The sequence below is a fragment of the Mucilaginibacter sp. genome (genome assembly GCF_964263795.1).
Classification (GTDB): domain Bacteria; phylum Bacteroidota; class Bacteroidia; order Sphingobacteriales; family Sphingobacteriaceae; genus Mucilaginibacter.
This window is the reverse complement of the sequence record NZ_CAXVWK010000058.1, coordinates 83,835-100,762: the sequence shown is the minus strand read 5'-3', so window position 1 is coordinate 100,762 and position 16,928 is coordinate 83,835. Positions and strand designations below refer to the sequence as shown.

Sequence of the window (16,928 nt, the reverse complement as noted above, 5' to 3'; positions counted from 1 at the left end):
CTCACTCTCTTCCTTTAATTCCAGCTAATTCGCTAGTAAGTAAATCCATTTGAGTCTTAAGTTGTTGGTTTTCCTTAAAGAGACGATATGCTTGCAAAGAGTCTACAAGCTCAAGATCTTGAATAAGAGTTTTCAATGTTGATGTAATAAAGTCATCAAACAACCAGCCTGGCGTGTAAGTCTCAATTGCTATAAATTTTTCACTTCGAATTTCTTTGACGATAACATTTCTTGAAGTACCTGTCCCATTTTTTCATCAACATCAATACTTTGAATAGTAAAATGCTTTAAATCCAACATGACATCGTTTCCATGAAAGTTAATCATTCGGTATTTAAATTCGTCTATAGCATGATAGAAGATTCTCGTCCTAAAAAGGGTTTCTTCAAAGACTAATGTTGCATCGGGTTGGAACGGTAGTAGATCTTGAAGTAAAGGTTTTTTAATGACTGAGCCGGTATTGCTTAAGAGAGTATAATATTTCATCATATTGAGATTAATAAACATACATATATTACTACGGGTTTTAAACTAACAATATACAATTTCCAGAATGTATTGTCGAAGTACTATATATAGGAAGATTACAAGATTTTGTGATTTTTTGGAAAAGTATCTAAACTCAACTGGATTGATGTTTGAAACTTAGTTTGGTGTAAATGTTGGTGCAATTCCCACCTTTTGCTTTAAAAGGTAACTATTCGACTGTTTAACTCGAAAACGATGCAAAAGGCATGTTTGGCATCAAATGAAGCAAAAAACATGGTTTTCCAAAAAGTTGATGCAAGCTATCTTATATAGGAGAATTGCAAAGAATTAAGATTTATTGGAAAAGCTTCTTGTAACGTTTAGAACTGCAATCTTACTTATTTTTTAAAAGGTACAAAGTTAAAGTTGCGACAGAACTAAGTATATTGCTGCACTAAACCTTCACAATTCATGAACCTAGCTAAAGTAAATGTCATAGCTTATAGATTCACTTGCATAGTTATTATCTTATTCCTAGTAATAGGAGGACTAGGTATGTTAGATAATCATTATCCGGTCAAAGCCGCTATAGGATTTGTCACTGCTTTAATTGTAGGTTTCCTAGCTTTTAGAAAACCGTCCCCAGTTCTATGGGGAAGTGTTGTTTTTATACTTGTATTCGCAATGTTCCTTGTTGGATTGATGAATAAGTGATGAAACAAGCATTTTTCTATAGTCTAAAGATTTGGCTTACCAGTGTGATTGTAAGCCTTATAATTTATATTCTGTCAGCAGGTAAGCCCCAGTAAATGTCAGTCGTTCATTACAATAGAAACCTTCGAACGAGTGCTTCGAAAGTATGCTTTCTATAGTTTTTTTATCGGAGCACAGCATAGTAAAATGACTATCCCAATGGGTTGTATAAAAAATCTCATTATTATTGGTGTACCAGTTCCGTTCACTCCCCCATTTTAAGACAGTATCGTCTTGGCCGTTTAAATATTCTTGAACGTATGAAAGTTTTCTTTCAAACCCAAATTCATCAGCTACAAACATATAATTATATCCAAGTTCAAGTAAACTCTTAAGCATTTCGGTCTGAAGACTTCCCTGAAATTGACCTTCTGACGGTTCTGATATATTATTATTATTACATGTATTCAACAGAATCTCTGCGTCAACTTTATTTTCATGTTCTTTTCTCAGACCACCTATCCTAGTTCTTAATGCTATATCTAGTTGATTGAGGTTTTTGAATTGTGTTAGGTTGAGCATTTCCTGCCAGGAAACAAATCTAATAACCTCTTGTTTGCTGTTGTATTGAATAAAAGGATGCAACAAGATATAAACGGCTTCGAAGTAACCTTTATAAAACTCAAGAATAGGAACATCTGGAAAAGCGCAGATGCAGTTATGTACTGCTTCAAACGGAGGTCTATCGCTTACTTTTTTCACATTCCTAACATAAGAAAATTACTGCGCATGTATATTTATCTCCCTTCATTATTTAAAGGTGCTATTCGAGTCATGAAAGGTATCAGGCAATAACTTTAAAAAATAAGTGTGTTTGCCATCAGCGAGTATATAAGACTTTAGCCAAGCAAATTAATTGCGAAAACACCTATTACCGGGTTTGAAAATTGATGGTGCATTGTGGCAACCACTCTTTTAAATTTCGTTTCTCTTTAGCTGTTAAATAATTATCATCTAATCTAAGCTCTTTTAGATGGGTCAACTTTCTAATTTGTGGAGAGATATAATGAATTGGGTTGTCCCATATTTCAAGCTTTTCCAAGTTCTTAAGTTTACCAATGTCGGAAGATATCGAATCAAGCTTATTGTCAAATATTAGTAACTCCCTGAGTTCCACTAATAAACCTATACCCTTCATACTTTTAAGATTATTGCTGTAAACGTGCAATGTCTCCAGTCCACGAAGTTTAGTATCAAGGAAGTCTAAATCTTTAAAATTATTTTCCTCAATTGACAATGACTTCAAATGAGGAATCGCTTTTATATGTTCAGGAAAAACGGTTAAATCGTTACCGGAGATATCAAAGTAAGTTAGATTGCTTAACTTGGATAGATCCGCACTGATTTCTTTGATTAAAGTTTTGCTAACTAACAAACTCTTCAATTCCCTAATTTTATACAAGTCATTTGGCAATTCTTTAATAGGATTAGCGCTAATGTAAATCTCTTGTAACCCTGGAGTCTGGTATAATTGACGTGGTATAGTTGTAAAATGATTTTCTGCGAGATACACTGTATTTACTTTAATGTGAGATACTGCTTCGGGTAAGAAGCTAATCCCGTTTCCCTGCAAGCTAAGATAGGGTCCATCTTTTGCATTTATGATTAACTGATCGGATGTCTTGTAGAACGTTTTTAACTTACCGTTATTTATCTGATTACTCAAAGCTGTTATTGCTCTTTGAACTGATAATCCTGTATCGCTCCTTAGCGTAAAAATCCAAGCTCTGATTACCTTGTTATTTAAAATACAGTTGTAAGCAAAATTAGGATTCCAAACCACGTCACTATCATTTTTAGGATGCGAATTATCACTAAAATAGTATTGTTGCCAGTATGGCATGTCCTCTGCTTTGGTAGAAGTAATAATAATGCCGTTTTTAGGGAAAATAACTTTCTTAGTCCAAAACAAAGTGCGTGGTAACTCGGGATAACCAGCAATGCCGAATATTATGCCTGCACTTTTAGTATGATTGGGAAATGTAAATGATGTATGCTCCTGCCATTTAAAGTAGGAATATGCAAAGAGTACCAGATATAAAGTGCTTAAGCCCCATTGTTTATAACGGATATGTCGTTTACTTAACTTTATTATCAGGTAATTGACTAAATATAACAGGCAACCGACACCGATGATATAAAGGCTTAAAAGTAGTAAATAGCCCTTTGTTGCAATGGCTATAACCAGCCCTGTAATAATGGTTACAAAACCGAGTATTTTGAGTGGATTTGTAAAATAAAGTTTAAGTTTATTAATCATGTTTAGTACCAAGCAGCTTTAAACATTGGTTGGATAATCTTGGTGCAAGCTAATATGCATATTTTAAGTTCTTAAATTAAATTACCAAAACAATGTTAATAACAAAAAGCCCCAAAGGGCTTTAAAATTTATGCAGTTTCATAAGTAACTTGCATAATGTAATCAGTTGCACGATGAGCTTGAGCAGCAGCTTTAATGATTAATGTTTTATCGTTCTTCAACGCTTTGAGCCAGCTTTCAATGTAGGCTGCGCTGTTGTCGATGGTTGCTTGACCTATGCCGGTAATGGCACTTAAGAATGCAGCAGTCATTTCTGCAGTAAGCTCTTCTTTAGCGTAGTTAGTTGTGCCAAAGCCTTCTGATGATAAAAGCTCATTTCTGTTTAGTCTGCTTTCATGGCCGGTACTGTGTGCCAGTTCGTGAAACAGTGTGCTGTAGTAGCCTTCACTAGATTTGCACCTTTTTAAGCTTGGTACGACAACGGTATCGGTAGTAGGCTGATAATGCGTTTGTGCCATTCTTGCGTATAGTGGGCTTGTTTGGCATGTTAGCAATGACGTTTTCGCAGGACTCGATTACCTCGGCTTCAGATCTAACTTCGGCTTCAAAGGTTGGAAAATCTATTCCTTCTGTTTGAGCGATGTTGAATACGGTGTAAGTTTTAGGAACCATGATTGTTCTTGGCTTTGCATTTTCATCGACAGGTTGTGAAGTGGCATCGTCAGTCTGATTCTTCAATTCGATCTGTGCCCAGTAGATAATTCTGATTCCCTTTTCGCCTTTCTTAATCGAGCCTTTTAGGTCGTTTGCCTGTTTGTAAGTGAGATAGTAAGGAGTTGGATAACCTTTGATGCTCGAATGAAAGTTAAGCAGGAATAGGTTCCATCCCCGGTAATTAATGTTAGTGGTAATGTTTTTCGGTAGGCCAACCTGGTTCCAGGGACATTGCCAGATTACTGTGCCTTCTTCAAGTGCTTTGATTACTGCGTCTGTTACCTCTTGGTAAGTGTCAACGAAAGTGTTTGTTGGTGCAGTGGGTTGTGTTGTAGTTGCCATAATCTTTTAAGATTTTAAGTGAATGGATAAATGATTAATTATGGCAGCCCTACAGCCTGTAAGACACTATAAGGTCAAGGTGGAGAGCAAACAACTTTAAGAACATGGAATAAAAGGGTAGCGCTATGGCAACGTGGGTTTATGCCGTGAAAGCGCTGAAAGTTTTTGATACTACCTTGAAGTGGGAGCATGTGGGGATAAGGCCACCGTTTGTGGCTTAACTGGCTAATTTTGCTTGCCAGTATTGATTATTATGTATGTGTGGTGGGATATTCTATCTTTCCTGCTATTAATCTACATCTCTTATAACTGAAGAACTTGTCGAATTATCCATAAAGGTAGATTGAACAATTAATATTCATTTCTTATTTTATCTTGATAATATAATACCTTTAAATAACCAATTATTCAAGTTTAATCACTCCTAAGTCATCTGGACAGATCACATTCTAGATCGATTTTGGAGTCAATAGTGATAAGATATCATCGACAGTAGGCTTTCATAACTATGAGGAAATTATTTTTTCTTACTTTCTTGTTTTTGCTTGCCTTAACTGTCGTATTTGGCCAAGTAAAGCAGCCTATTTTACAACAAGCACAAAGTGTAAAAGAGTTTTTTAAAAGACGTCCTATCGAAAAAGCATATTTAACTTTTGATAAGACGCAATATAATATTGGAGACACCATTTACTTTAAGGCATTTGTAACTGTTGGAGAACGGAACTATTTGTCCAATTTAAGTAAAGTTCTCTATGTTGATTTGTTCTTTCCGGACCTAAAAGTTTATCGTACTTTAAAATTACCTATTAGAAACGGACTGGCTCAGGGGGATTTCCTTCTTTCAGATTCTTTGGTTACCGGTCGTTATTACGTTAGGGCATATACTAAAACGATGCTTAATTATGGGGAAAGCGTTTTTTTCAAGAGAGCAATTGCTGTCGCGTCCCAGGATAGCAAATTTGAGCCGATATTGTCACCTACCTCGTCCGTCAATTTTCCTGACGTTCAATTTTTTCCAGAAGGTGGTGATTTGGTGGCAGGTGTAAATGCTCTCATAGCCTTTAAAGCGGTTTCTCCTGAAGGCGTTGGTGTTCCTATAACCGGAAAGATTTTGAATGTTGCCAATCAAACAGTAGCTAAATTCTCTACATCCCATAGGGGGATGGGCTCATTTTACTTTCTGCCATTGGAGAATGAATTGTATCACGCGGAGATAACATTTGCAAACCAACATACATTCAATTGTGATTTCCCCAAAGTAAAGACTAGCGGAATTGCTTTGGGCATCAAAGATTCCCTGACCAAACTGTCTGTTCATCTTTTAGCAAATAACGTATTCTTCGAGAATAACAAAGATAAAGTTATAGGGCTGATGATTTACTCAGGAGGGAAATTGACGACAGTCAACGATATTATGGATGGTCCAGATAAACGTTTTGATATTGAAAAAAAAGGTTTATCCCCTGGTATTGCGCAGATCACGCTTATTTCCGCGACTGGTGAACCGTTATGCGAAAGATTGGTATTTATCGATAAGGGAAATCAACTTCGTTTGGAACTATCCACCAACAAACAGATTTATCATACGGGAAACAAGACAACGGTTACTTTAAAGGCGACTAATTCAGATGGAACTCCCGCCGTTGGCCATTTCAGTGTATCAGTGGTTAATAAAAATAGTGGGCCTTTAGACCTTTATCCAAGTATTTACAGTTATTTACAATTAAACTCCAATCTTAAAGGGACTATTGAAGATCCTAATTATTATTTTGCAAATACTGATCAACAAAAGACGCATGAGTTAGATTTGGTTATGTTGACGAACAGTTTCCGTCGTTTTAACTGGAGTGCTATAACAAACGACGATCTAAAGGCTCCGACTTTTGAACCGGAAACAGGTTTAAGTATTAATGGAATTGCCAGTTTATTAAATGGAAAAAGTATAAATAGAGGGCAAATATCCCTGATCCGGACAGCAGATGGGCAGCTTTTGAGTGAAGAAACAGATAGAGACGGTAGATTCAGTTTTCGCAATTTGACTTTTTTTGATTCTACTAAATTTATTATTAGCGCGTTAGATGCAAAAGGAAATAAGGATACAAAAATTGCAATTAATCAGGATGATGATTGGACTGTCAAGTACCCATTGAAAATTGATCGAATGGATGCGATTGATTTCGCGATTAATAAAAATAATCCACTTGATAGCAATCAAAGGACTTGGGATAATCACATGTACAAAAATAAGGGTATTATGTTACAGCAGGTAAATATTCGCGCCACAAAGAAAGCGGAATATACAACTCAAAGCCTTGCTGGTGCAGGACATGCCGACCAGGTTCTTAAAATGAAAGATATTGCTAAAGGAGGTCTACTTACCAGTGCACTCGATGGCCGTCTAAACGGTGTTGTTTTTAATGACCCTTCGAAAGCTGGCGGCGGCGCCCCTCATTTGAAAACATCTGAAAGTATAGAGTTTTCCGGGGATGTGCGACCAATGCTTGTCATTGTTGATGGAACTCAACGTCCACTTGGAACTGGAATCAATGATATAGGAGTAAATGATGTTGAAACTATAGAGGTTTTAAAATATTCAGGAACATCAATATATGGTCTAGCTGGTGCAGGTGGTGTTCTAATTATTACAACGAAGCAGGGATCAGGAAAATCATTAAGCGATATAGTATCTCGAGGCATGTTACCCGTTGTCCTGAGCGGATTTTATAAGGCGAAAGAGTTCAATTTGTCACAGTTCGATGGTAAAATCATACTGAAATCATCAAATTTAAATGCCACCATCATGTGGCTACCCGAACTAACCACCAACAATTCCGGCATTGCAACATTTGAATATTATAATACAAGTGCAGAAGCTGATGTTGAAATTGTTGCCGAAGGGATAACCGAGAATGGTTTTGCAGGGAAAGTAAAGACACAATTTAAAATTGTTAAATAAAAGATATTTGTTAGGCCAACAATTAAGTTCCTGACTTAACGAAACAGGATAAGGAAAAGCCGAACCCGAAAAAAGAAGGCGCTGCCTATCCTAATCAATTATCTACAAAATCAGTGTTATTCTAAATGATACATAAGTTTATACTTGATTCCCTAATTTTTGAATGCACCGCACATTTCTTAGCTATCCTTTACTATCTTATACCTGTTGGAAATAAAATGTGCGTTTAGCTTATGCAGCGTTAAGCTTTTTTTAAACGGTACTATTCTAAATTAACTACATTCCATACGCAGGACCTTTTAAGAAATCATTGGGCTTGCAGATGAATTGTTAGCTTTATTAAGCAACAGAGGCGCATTATTATCGTCCAAGGTTAACGACCTATAGAATGGACTAATCCTCTGTTGTATTATTTATATTATCTTCAATTATTAAAGTGGTAAACAATAACGACAATCTTTATCTCTACTTACAAGCTTTATAATACTTACCAAAGTAAGTGGGATACCGATTAATGCTGTGATTGCAGTTATCCATGCAGGGTAATCGGTTACACTTTCAGCGGCTTCACTTGCGTCTTTTAGTATCATGCAAATAGTGATAATTGGGGAGTAGGTTTAAGCTTAGGCTGGGACATGTTAAGCGGTGGATAGAAAACGCCTATAATAACAAATGGATTTGGTGCATTCTTGGCATGGAACGTCTTTGTCGTTCCTAGAAACAAATAGATGTCGTTCTTACTCATAAATTCATCCCAGTACTTCTGTTTTACTTTCTCAAGGGCTAAGGTTTCTGATCCGTAATCTCTTAGGCACTTGAAAAATAACACACCTATTTCCCAATCTTCAATCATTAATCGGCTTGGTTTACCATTAACGTCTGCAAACCTGTAATAGAACTTATAGGGGAGTTTTGGAATCATCTTACGAACACTACTACCATCCTGGCTCTGAGGAAGAAACATGTCTAGTTGTTTAAGCTTATCTTTCCATTCAGGCTTCCAGTCACGTTCTTTTTCTTCCTTCCACTCAAATCCAGTAAAACTAGCCGGTTTGAATGTAGCTAGGGACTTATAGGTTGGTTTTTTTGATTGTTCAATAAGTTTAGACATATCTGTGTACACATTAGCTGCAACAAAGCTATGGCGAATGGACCATCCGGTGCCTTTCGTACTTATAGAGTCCAAAATTGTTACATCTGAAAAGTCGCGTCGAACTGGAGAATGACTTTCTGGTCTGAAGTCGTCCTTACGTCTGTTTAATTCCAGTTCAATCCAAGTATACTTATAGGTGCTAACCTTATTATCCTGTCTTAAACCCTGAAGAAATTTAAATGGAATTGGGTATATCCTAATCCATGTTCCATCCTCAAGCACACCCGCGGTGCATACAAGTTCATCATAGCTACGCGAAGGTAGTGGATATGTTGTAACGGCTATAAGTACCTTTTGCTTCATGTAATTAAATATGAATGAGATCAAATTGCCAACCAGGCAGCTTCGTTATAGCCTCCGCGAGCGGTTTCCGATGGCATTGACAAACGTTAGATTCAAAACAAGTTAGCGCAATACGCTTATTCTCAATTAGTAAAGATAGTATGTACTTTTGAATATGCAAAGTGCTACGGAGGGTTGTCAACTTGTAATCGTCAAATAGGAGATTATAATCTGCCTGTGAATGCAGATCTTGTCTTTTTTCCGATTTTATTCCTACATCAGGTAAATGAACGTATTTGATACCCACACTTTCACAACTATGTTGCAACTGACTTTTTGAAAATCCGAACTTCATACTTAAGGGATTACTCCTTACATCGCAAAGTAATTTTACATCATTTAGAATTAGCCTATTTAAGTATTCCTCTAACGTTTTACCCTCATATCCTACTGTAAAAAGGGTCGGAGTATATTTAACAGGTCGGATTTTCTTGACCTTTTCGAACTGCTCTTTTGTGAGTAAGCGTTCAGCCATTAAACTGTTAATTGCGTAGTAAGGATACGATATATAGGTTGAACGAGTAAGTTCATCACTTTCCATCCTTCCAAACAAACTCTTTACTCTATTGATCGCAGATCTATCTTCCGGCCTAAGCTGACAGATAAAATCTTCTTGCATAACTCCCAAATAAGTTTCGCCATCTTCAACAACTTGTTTGTATTTCTTAAGCGTTCCCAGATCGGAGACAGCCTGAAATGAATAACAGCCATACTTATACGGTACGAAATCGTAAGCCTTATCCTTTTGGTATCTAGTTACTAAAAATAACAGCTTTTGTAATGGTAATTTCCCCAATTTGTTATCGAAGGATTGTAGTAAAGCAAGCAAAACTTTTCTTCTGTAGTACATTGCGCAAAGTTAATGAAATAGTAGTATCGTTATGTTTGCCAGCTTTTGGACAGCCCTAGTTAAGTAGGAGTGCAATCATTTCGCGAGCTGTCCTGCGAGTTGAAAAAAGGTCTGAGCAGAGGGAGCCTAAGGTGCTGCACAAAATGCTACACAAGGTACTAGCGGTATATTTACAGACCTAACGAACATTTGTAACAAGTATTAGCCGTCCATGCATGGCATAACATTTATATCTGGTCAAAAGTAGGTTCCAACGGTAAACGCTGGATTTGTGCAACCTTAAAACGAAGTGCCTATAAGATGGTGTAGAGGTAACTTGGGGAGAGAATAAATTACCAGGAATCTATTTGCCTTAAACTGATTTATTTAACTTAGCAACGATAGTTTCAACAAGATAGTCTCTGCACTTAATAAATTTTTATATGACTGACCTTCACCTACCCTGGGACGATAAAGAGTTGCAAGGCTTATTAGAGAGCATTATACCCCTCGGTGAAACAACCAAAGTGGATTTTAAAAGACAACTCGACCTGACACCATCAGCTCAAGCAGAGCTGCTGAAAGATGTTATTGCTTTCGCTAATACATTAAGTTACGATTATAAGAATTACGGCTTTATCGTGGTAGGTGTTGATGCTGGTAAGTTATGTTACACTAGCTTTGAACAAAACATTGATTCTTTACAAGCTACAATTGATGAGGTGATTAAAAATCACGTAGAACCATTTATACCAACTTACATCAAGATCTTCGGCTCAACTGACAAAGCTTGGGGCGTGGTAGTTATTCCACCAACCAAAAATGCCCCACATGTAGTTGTTAAAGAGGCTCACAAGCGTAATAGAGGCGATATATACGTAAGGCGCGGCACAACCACAGATAAGGCACTACCAGGAGACTACGCGCGATTCTTTAGACAACACTTGGATGAAGAGTTATTCGAAATAAGGCAACACGTTAGAGAGTTACGAAAAGAACTTACTGAACTAAAGGAGAATAAAATCACACTCCAACATATAGATATTCCAAATAATGCCCCTGAGAGATTACATCCTCCTATAGAGCGTTTGGATAGATCAGTAGCTAACAGTAATGCAACTGTTATGGATAAGCTGAAAGCGGGTTTAGTAGAACAGATTGATCCAGTCCATGAAGCTTTAATGGAAGCTGCAAAGAAAGTGACTTTGTTCTTGGCTTCAAATGATCTTGAATGGGCCTTGCACCCTACAGCTTATGAACATAATCATTTGGCACTTAAACTAATTGAAGAACAATCTTTAGAGTTTTGGCAAGCGCTAACATATATTATAAAAACTGATCGAGAGGAGAAGTACATTAATTCTATTATTGAAGCCATCGAATTATTATGTAAGCAGCCAGAACCTCCAGCTAATATCCGCTTCACAGACCTTGGTAAAAATGTAAGATATTATCCATTGGTGATGAGCTTATATATTGTGTTTATTCATGGCACAGCCTTAAGGAAGAGTGAGCTGATAAAGCAAGTAAAAGCCCTAGAATTAGTTGGTCGGAGCTACTATAATCAACCTGATTCAGTTTTAAACGCACTCTTCTATATTAGGAGGGCATCAGAAGTCTTTCAGGCCAAAAAGCCCGGGTACCCTAATACTAGTTGGTGTGATGCAGTCGGCAGCGTAGTTAAAGACTATTTCATAGATCATCTCGAATTAGAGGAAGATATTACAATTGTTACCGCGAAATACTTCGTCGGTGAGTTTGTGCTATGCATTGCCCCTGGCGACAGTAATGTAGCCAGTCATCCATCTGCAGGTTCGTTCTTTTATTATGGCGATTCTGAACCAGTGATAAAGCGGTTCCTTACTAAACAAAAAGAGTGGCTTGAAAATATTTTTACTGGGAATCTTCGAGTGTTGTTAAATCGGTTTGACAGGGATGCGCTATCTATGGCTAGACAGCGCGGTTGTTCTCCTCATGGCTTTGTTGGAGAGGCCGAACAAACTGCATTTCCTCAATCACTCGCTCAGTAGTAACGACTCTTTCAATTCAGACTACATGAATCCATTCAGATCAAAGCGAACCGACCTGCGAACAGAGGGCGTTGTCTTCCAAAAGAAGCTCTAACGAGCGATTGGAAGAATGCTTCACAAGGGCTTGGCGTTTGTTTTGAATTCGGGTTTGTGCGCTGGCTTACCAAAACACATGACAAGGCAGAAGCAACGCCCGAGACGCAGGTGAGCCTAACACTAAGAACGTATAGACTTTTATATATTAAGTGATATTGCTAAGCGGAGCATGCTGTAGAGCGAAATGTATGAAAGGATATCGAGAGTGAATGTGAAGTTGCGACTCTCCGAAAGTCAAACAGCATGACAAGCCGGCCATTGCCGGTTAAGCGTTAATGTGCTTTGAAAAAGCTTATTGAGGCTTAACGAAGCTTGGCGTAGTGTTTTGATGAGGTTGAAGCAACGTAACACCGATCTTCCTGGTGTGTGAAAGGCCCGAAGCGCGAGGAACAGATTTCACCATACCCTCTTAAACAACTTTTAGGGGATGGTTAAATATGGTTCCGATTGGTAAGTGTCTTACATAAACGTTATCTTTAGCTGTAAGTTCCAACAATGACAGTACGCAGACGCCGAACATTTCCTGCACTAAATTTTCAAAGTATAAAAGCAGATTTAAGCAGACTTTATCTTTGGCTTGCAAACAAACAATATGGTTCAGTTGCAGAATGGGTAATGATCTTATTAACTGCAATTACTGCTTTTTTTCTTTATCAAACATTGCAATCGCAAATTGTAGTCCAAAAAGATCAACACAATATGGTAGAGCTTGAGCGAGAACGTGAATTCCGCGCAATTAAACCTCAATTATATTTTGAATACCTAAGTTCCGGTCGTGATTCTGTGTATACTTACTATAATTACAGATTTGTCTGTAAAAAGAACACGGCACAGGAAGTTTGCATGGAAGTAATTGCAATGCCATCATATGGATGTTATCCTGTTTTTTTCCAACGAAATACTAACATTCCTCAAATGGAAGAAGGAATTTATACAGACTTTTATATTAGATACCCTGTAAAACTTCATACAAAGGATGTTGATAGCGCATTGCTCAAGTCGAACCCTAAGCAGTTTATGGCAGAGATGAATAAGAAATTCGAAATGCCAGGTGTAAGCTTTTATCTTTACTTTAAAGATGAAGAAGGCAAAGCTTATAAAAAGCTCGTTGTTCTGGATATGGAAAAGGTAACAAATAGGTCAGTTGAAGAAACTATTGATCATCCTCATAGCACCAAATATCGGGCAAATTTACTCGATAATGAATATACATTTGCGTCTAAAATGAAACCTGATCTTGAGTTTAGCCTTACTAACGACGGCCATTGAGAAAATAAATATGCAATAAGATATTTAAATCTACTTTGAGGCAAGTGTGTGGCTAGTCGGTAGTAAACTTCTTTGATTTAATGTTGTTTAATAAAGCTGTGTATAATATAGTCGTTTGGCAATGATCGCACAGTTTACCTTTTAAAGAATTAGTTGCACTCAATTCTTCCCATTGCTTTGCTACAGTACAATGCAGTTTCTTTAGAAATGCACCTTCATCCCTGTAAATTTCTTTGGTAATGGGATTGTATTTCATAATCTTTGAAAGAGGCCACAAATGCAGCCTCCTATTTTAATCCAACAGGTTAGGTCTAGACAAACTTAATTTAAGGTTATTCATCGTCTTTAGCTAAAGAACATTTTACTGTAGCATATTTAAGTTAAATGGGTAAGGCCCCATGTTACCTAATTGAGCTGGCATGATTAAAGGTTGGCTTTTTTTGAATCCTAACGATACTATCAACGTCAAGTCTTTATCATCAAGTAATTCGATATTGAAAATACCTCCACCTTGAGTATATCGTTGGGTGTATTTGGCTATTTTGTCTTGAGTTTTCGTTAATAACATTTCGTCCGACCCGTTCAATAACTTTATAGATACAAACTTCGGGTTGAACGTGACATTATACCTTTTGCCTTGTAATGATTTGTTAAGAAAGGTTAGAATTGTGTCGTTGCCTGAAACTTTATTTACTGAGTAAACAACATATTTTCCATTTGACCTGTGGGTGCAACCCAAGTAGATCATTGAAAGAAGTAATAGGACTATAAGGTTTATTTTCATGATATGAATGTGGTTAAATTGTTGTAGGTGAATTTATTTAAGCCATTTAATTACAGTTCTTACAACTAAAATAAAAATGACTATGCTAGTAATAATACTAAGTGTGGCTTCGAACATGATAAGGTTGGTTTGTAATTTGTTGATACAATGTTTGGACTGAAGTCTGTTATGCTAAAATAGAATCTTACTTAGTTATTACTAAGTAAGATGTAAGCTTTGTTTTTATTCTTTCGTTGTTGATGGCAGCGAATATTAAATCTGATATTGAAGCTTATGTGATCAATAAGGTTAAGGAGAAAAGAGAGGCTTTAAACCTCACTCAATCCGAACTGGCATTAGAGCTGAATGTATCTGATGGGTTCATCGGACAAGTAGAAAGCTCAAAATATCCTGCCAAATACAATCTAAATCACCTTAATAAACTTGCAATTGTTTTTAAGTGCTCGGTCAAAGATTTTATACCTGAACAACCATTTAAGTAGAGGCCTCAACCTCTACTGATTTAAGCGACTGCCAGCATTTGTTTTCTCTTAATCGCATGAGGCTTGTATGGTATAATCGCAACAGGATAATTCATTTTACTATCCTCTATTGCTTCATACAATTCCGAGCAAGTATTCATCAAATGAGGACTGTAAATGCAACTTTCAATATCAACTGCGGCGTTTTCCTTGGCAGTGTACTTATGCACTAAGCGCATAAATTTCGCAGTAATCAAGGTGAATTCATTTCGATTGCTAAACTGTTCAAAGCCAAACTGGATGCAATAACGCTCTCCATCCTCTTCCGCGTAAAGAGCCAGGTAAAGCAATGGTGAGATAAGTTGATGCTGCTCCAGTCTGTTAAGCAAAGTCTTGTCGCGTAAATGAATAGTGCAGCGTAGGTCGTGGCGTTCGATGGTAGCCAATAGGTTTTGTGCTGCTCTTAAGATTTTATAATAAGCTGCTTTAACTGCTTTATTATAGGTTACTGTTCGAGGGTCAAGGATTGGTTTTTTGTTCATGATGTTTTGTTAAGTGATTTGAAAATGTGTTTAATAAAAAAGTCCCTGGTTGCTCAACCAAGGACTTGAAATGTGAATGTGCGGACTTATGCGCAGGACCTTTTAAAAAATAGATCAGGAATAGCTTTCCTCCTCATTTTGTATGAAATTAGTCTTATCACCGGACTGGTACTCATGCATCCTTTTGACAGGCACAAAGTATGCGGAATCAAGATATTCCTGGTCATCAAAGGCATGATGCAGCAAACATTCTTTGCGGAACCAATTATATTCCATCAGCTCCTGCACCCAAGGCCATTGAACGAGAAGATAAAGGCTGTCTGCCGGTGTTTCTTTAATAAATGTGGTTAGTGGTGTTGGCATGTTATAAGTATTTAATGTATTGCGGTTTTTGATAAGCTAGGACAGCTTTGTAAAACGCTGGCAGCGTTGGTTGTTTGCTAACTTCCGTAACGTAAATACTAGCATTAAAATGCAGAAATAAGTCTCTTATCTCCTGCTCGAATGGGCAGAACCAAAATTGGTATTCAAGCGTGATGTTGAAGTTAAGGCCGCAGTCAATGTTCCAGTAAAATGTTGATGTGAGGAAGCTGTAGACCGTAAAAGGGTTTTCGTTGTCATGCTTGTAATCTCTTTCGTAGCACAACTCGCAACTATATTTATAAAGCTCCTTTACTTTGCCAAGTATCAGTTCATATTGAATAATCCTGGTCGCAATAACGTCTTTCATGCGATTGGGGTGGCTATTGTTCTTAACGACTTTCCAACGTTTTGAGATAGGAAAAACTTTTCGGTTATAAGTAGTCGTTATTGGGATTTCGATGGGCTGTGAGATCTCTTTCATAGGTTTAAATGGGTTTTAGGTGTTCGTTATTGATGGATTTTGGTGATGGGAGGTTTGAAAAGTGAAGCTGTTGGGCAGCATTATTAGTGGAATCGCAATTGGGTAAAGCGATTTCTTGACGAGGTCGGGATTTTAGGCGATTGATCCTGTCATTGTGAGCGAATCTTACTTATATATTTCGCTTCTCATCGCAAACAGGGAGAGGGGGTATATGGGAACAACCGATGTCCGCAGACCACACATAAAAATCGTCAAACGGAGTAATTTCACATAGTTGATATATGGGGAGGGGTAGTTCGGTAAAATGACGACAGAGGGCTTTAATCGCTATGCCGGAGGGGTATATTTGAAAAGTTTTACAACGAGCTAGCTGGCATTTAGTAATTTGGAACATTTAGAAAGCTTATTTAAAATTAACTAAACAGATTTATGAGCGTACAAGAACAGATCGACAGTTATATCAGCAGCCAACCTGGATCAAAACGGAGTGATATGAAAGAGTTGCATCAACGTATTCTTCGGGTGATGCCTGATACTAAATTATGGTTTGATGATGGAAAGAACAGTGAGGGTAAAACCGTTAGCAATCCTAGTATCGGGTATGGTTCACATATTACAAATTACGCTGACGGCAGTGCTAGGGAGTATTATCAGATTGGCATCAGTGCAAACACCATGGGTATTTCCGTGTACATACTTGGAATTGAAGATAAAATGTATTTGGCTAATGCCTACCGTGAGACAATAGGTAAAGCAATTGTGACAGGGTATTGCATAAAGTTTAAAAAGTTAAGCGATTTAAACTTGGTTATACTTGAAGATGCCATACAAGTTGGCGTAAATCTTACCAGTTGATCGAATAGCTATACATTGTCAGAATAAACTAATTAATAAGTGTCTGTGTTACCTTACTTAATTTAAGTAGAAATTCTATTTGTTTTTCCAAATGACCAGTCATGCTTTCCCATTCTTCAAAACGATCCTTGCCAAGAAGAATTTGGTTGGTATCAACATTCCAATAACCATCGTAGGGGTTGAGTTTTAATGAATGGGCAACCTGCAGACTGATTACCTGTTGGCTCAAT

18 protein-coding genes are annotated in these 16,928 nt (G+C 37.3%); 5 read left to right on the top strand and 13 right to left on the bottom strand.

Annotated elements, in window-relative coordinates; genetic code table 11:
- Window positions 1–189 precede the first annotated feature (189 nt).
- The 5 genes from ACE5CV_RS11195 to ACE5CV_RS11175 form a co-directional block, all read right to left on the bottom strand.
- Window positions 190–489, bottom strand: a complete 300-nt coding sequence (locus ACE5CV_RS11195; RefSeq protein ID WP_374950259.1) for a hypothetical protein — start codon at window positions 487–489, stop codon at window positions 190–192.
- Window positions 490–1,239: 750 nt separating this feature from the next.
- On the bottom strand, window positions 1,240–1,923 hold the full coding sequence (locus ACE5CV_RS11190) for a DUF2711 family protein (protein WP_374950258.1): 684 nt from the start codon (window positions 1,921–1,923) through the stop codon (window positions 1,240–1,242).
- Window positions 1,924–2,092: 169 nt separating this feature from the next.
- A complete protein-coding gene (locus ACE5CV_RS11185) occupies window positions 2,093–3,481 on the bottom strand; it encodes a leucine-rich repeat domain-containing protein (RefSeq protein ID WP_374950257.1) in 1,389 nt (462 codons plus the stop codon).
- A gap of 128 nt (window positions 3,482–3,609) precedes the next feature.
- Window positions 3,610–3,999, bottom strand: coding sequence for a zincin-like metallopeptidase domain-containing protein (locus tag ACE5CV_RS11180; protein WP_374950256.1), 390 nt, complete (start codon window positions 3,997–3,999; stop codon window positions 3,610–3,612).
- The gene (locus ACE5CV_RS11175; protein WP_374950255.1) at window positions 3,929–4,537 is read right to left on the bottom strand and encodes an ArdC-like ssDNA-binding domain-containing protein; all 609 of its coding nucleotides are present in this window, start codon (window positions 4,535–4,537) and stop codon (window positions 3,929–3,931) included. Before ACE5CV_RS11175 ends, ACE5CV_RS11180 begins: the two co-directional genes overlap by 71 nt.
- Window positions 4,538–5,045: 508 nt before the next feature.
- Between ACE5CV_RS11175 and ACE5CV_RS11170 the strand changes: the two genes are divergently transcribed.
- Entirely contained in the window at window positions 5,046–7,493 is a 2,448-nt protein-coding gene (locus ACE5CV_RS11170; RefSeq protein ID WP_374950254.1) for a hypothetical protein, read from the top strand.
- A gap of 586 nt (window positions 7,494–8,079) precedes the next feature.
- On the opposite strand, the gene ACE5CV_RS11165 is transcribed toward ACE5CV_RS11170, so the two are convergent.
- Window positions 8,080–8,949, bottom strand: coding sequence for a hypothetical protein (locus tag ACE5CV_RS11165; RefSeq protein WP_374950253.1), 870 nt, complete (start codon window positions 8,947–8,949; stop codon window positions 8,080–8,082).
- A 4-nt stretch (window positions 8,950–8,953) separates the two neighbouring features.
- A complete protein-coding gene (locus tag ACE5CV_RS11160) occupies window positions 8,954–9,838 on the bottom strand; it encodes a DUF488 family protein (protein WP_374950252.1) in 885 nt (294 codons plus the stop codon).
- A gap of 422 nt (window positions 9,839–10,260) precedes the next feature.
- Here ACE5CV_RS11160 and ACE5CV_RS11155 point away from each other — a divergent pair, with 422 nt between their 5' ends.
- Complete coding sequence (locus ACE5CV_RS11155) at window positions 10,261–11,847, top strand: helix-turn-helix domain-containing protein (protein WP_374950251.1); 1,587 nt, start codon at window positions 10,261–10,263, stop codon at window positions 11,845–11,847.
- Window positions 11,848–12,438: 591 nt separating this feature from the next.
- A complete protein-coding gene (locus ACE5CV_RS11150) occupies window positions 12,439–13,212 on the top strand; it encodes a hypothetical protein (protein WP_374950250.1) in 774 nt (257 codons plus the stop codon).
- 52 nt (window positions 13,213–13,264) lie between these two features.
- On the opposite strand, the gene ACE5CV_RS11145 is transcribed toward ACE5CV_RS11150, so the two are convergent.
- Window positions 13,265–13,468 carry a hypothetical protein gene (locus ACE5CV_RS11145; protein WP_374950249.1) on the bottom strand — a complete coding sequence of 68 codons (204 nt, stop codon included), beginning with the start codon at window positions 13,466–13,468 and terminating at the stop codon, window positions 13,265–13,267.
- Between the two features lie 105 nt (window positions 13,469–13,573).
- The gene (locus ACE5CV_RS11140; protein WP_374950248.1) at window positions 13,574–13,996 is read right to left on the bottom strand and encodes a hypothetical protein; all 423 of its coding nucleotides are present in this window, start codon (window positions 13,994–13,996) and stop codon (window positions 13,574–13,576) included.
- A gap of 239 nt (window positions 13,997–14,235) precedes the next feature.
- On the opposite strand from ACE5CV_RS11140, the gene ACE5CV_RS11135 reads away from it, so the two are divergent.
- Entirely contained in the window at window positions 14,236–14,478 is a 243-nt protein-coding gene (locus ACE5CV_RS11135; protein WP_374950247.1) for a helix-turn-helix domain-containing protein, read from the top strand.
- Between the two features lie 20 nt (window positions 14,479–14,498).
- Here ACE5CV_RS11135 and ACE5CV_RS11130 read toward each other — a convergent pair whose 3' ends face one another.
- From ACE5CV_RS11130 to ACE5CV_RS11120, 3 genes are all read right to left on the bottom strand, one after another.
- Window positions 14,499–14,999 (bottom strand): hypothetical protein, encoded by a 501-nt coding sequence (locus ACE5CV_RS11130; RefSeq protein WP_374950246.1) that lies wholly within the window; start codon window positions 14,997–14,999, stop codon window positions 14,499–14,501.
- A 114-nt stretch (window positions 15,000–15,113) separates the two neighbouring features.
- Entirely contained in the window at window positions 15,114–15,362 is a 249-nt protein-coding gene (locus tag ACE5CV_RS11125; RefSeq protein WP_374950245.1) for a hypothetical protein, read from the bottom strand.
- Between the two features lies 1 nt (window position 15,363).
- Window positions 15,364–15,843, bottom strand: coding sequence for a hypothetical protein (locus ACE5CV_RS11120; RefSeq protein ID WP_374950244.1), 480 nt, complete (start codon window positions 15,841–15,843; stop codon window positions 15,364–15,366).
- 429 nt (window positions 15,844–16,272) lie between these two features.
- Between ACE5CV_RS11120 and ACE5CV_RS11115 the strand changes: the two genes are divergently transcribed.
- Window positions 16,273–16,698 (top strand): hypothetical protein, encoded by a 426-nt coding sequence (locus ACE5CV_RS11115; RefSeq protein WP_374950243.1) that lies wholly within the window; start codon window positions 16,273–16,275, stop codon window positions 16,696–16,698.
- Window positions 16,699–16,726: 28 nt separating this feature from the next.
- Here ACE5CV_RS11115 and ACE5CV_RS11110 read toward each other — a convergent pair whose 3' ends face one another.
- Window positions 16,727–16,927: a hypothetical protein gene (locus ACE5CV_RS11110; protein WP_374950242.1), complete on the bottom strand. Its 201-nt coding sequence runs from the start codon at window positions 16,925–16,927 to the stop codon at window positions 16,727–16,729.
- Window position 16,928 lies beyond the last annotated feature (1 nt).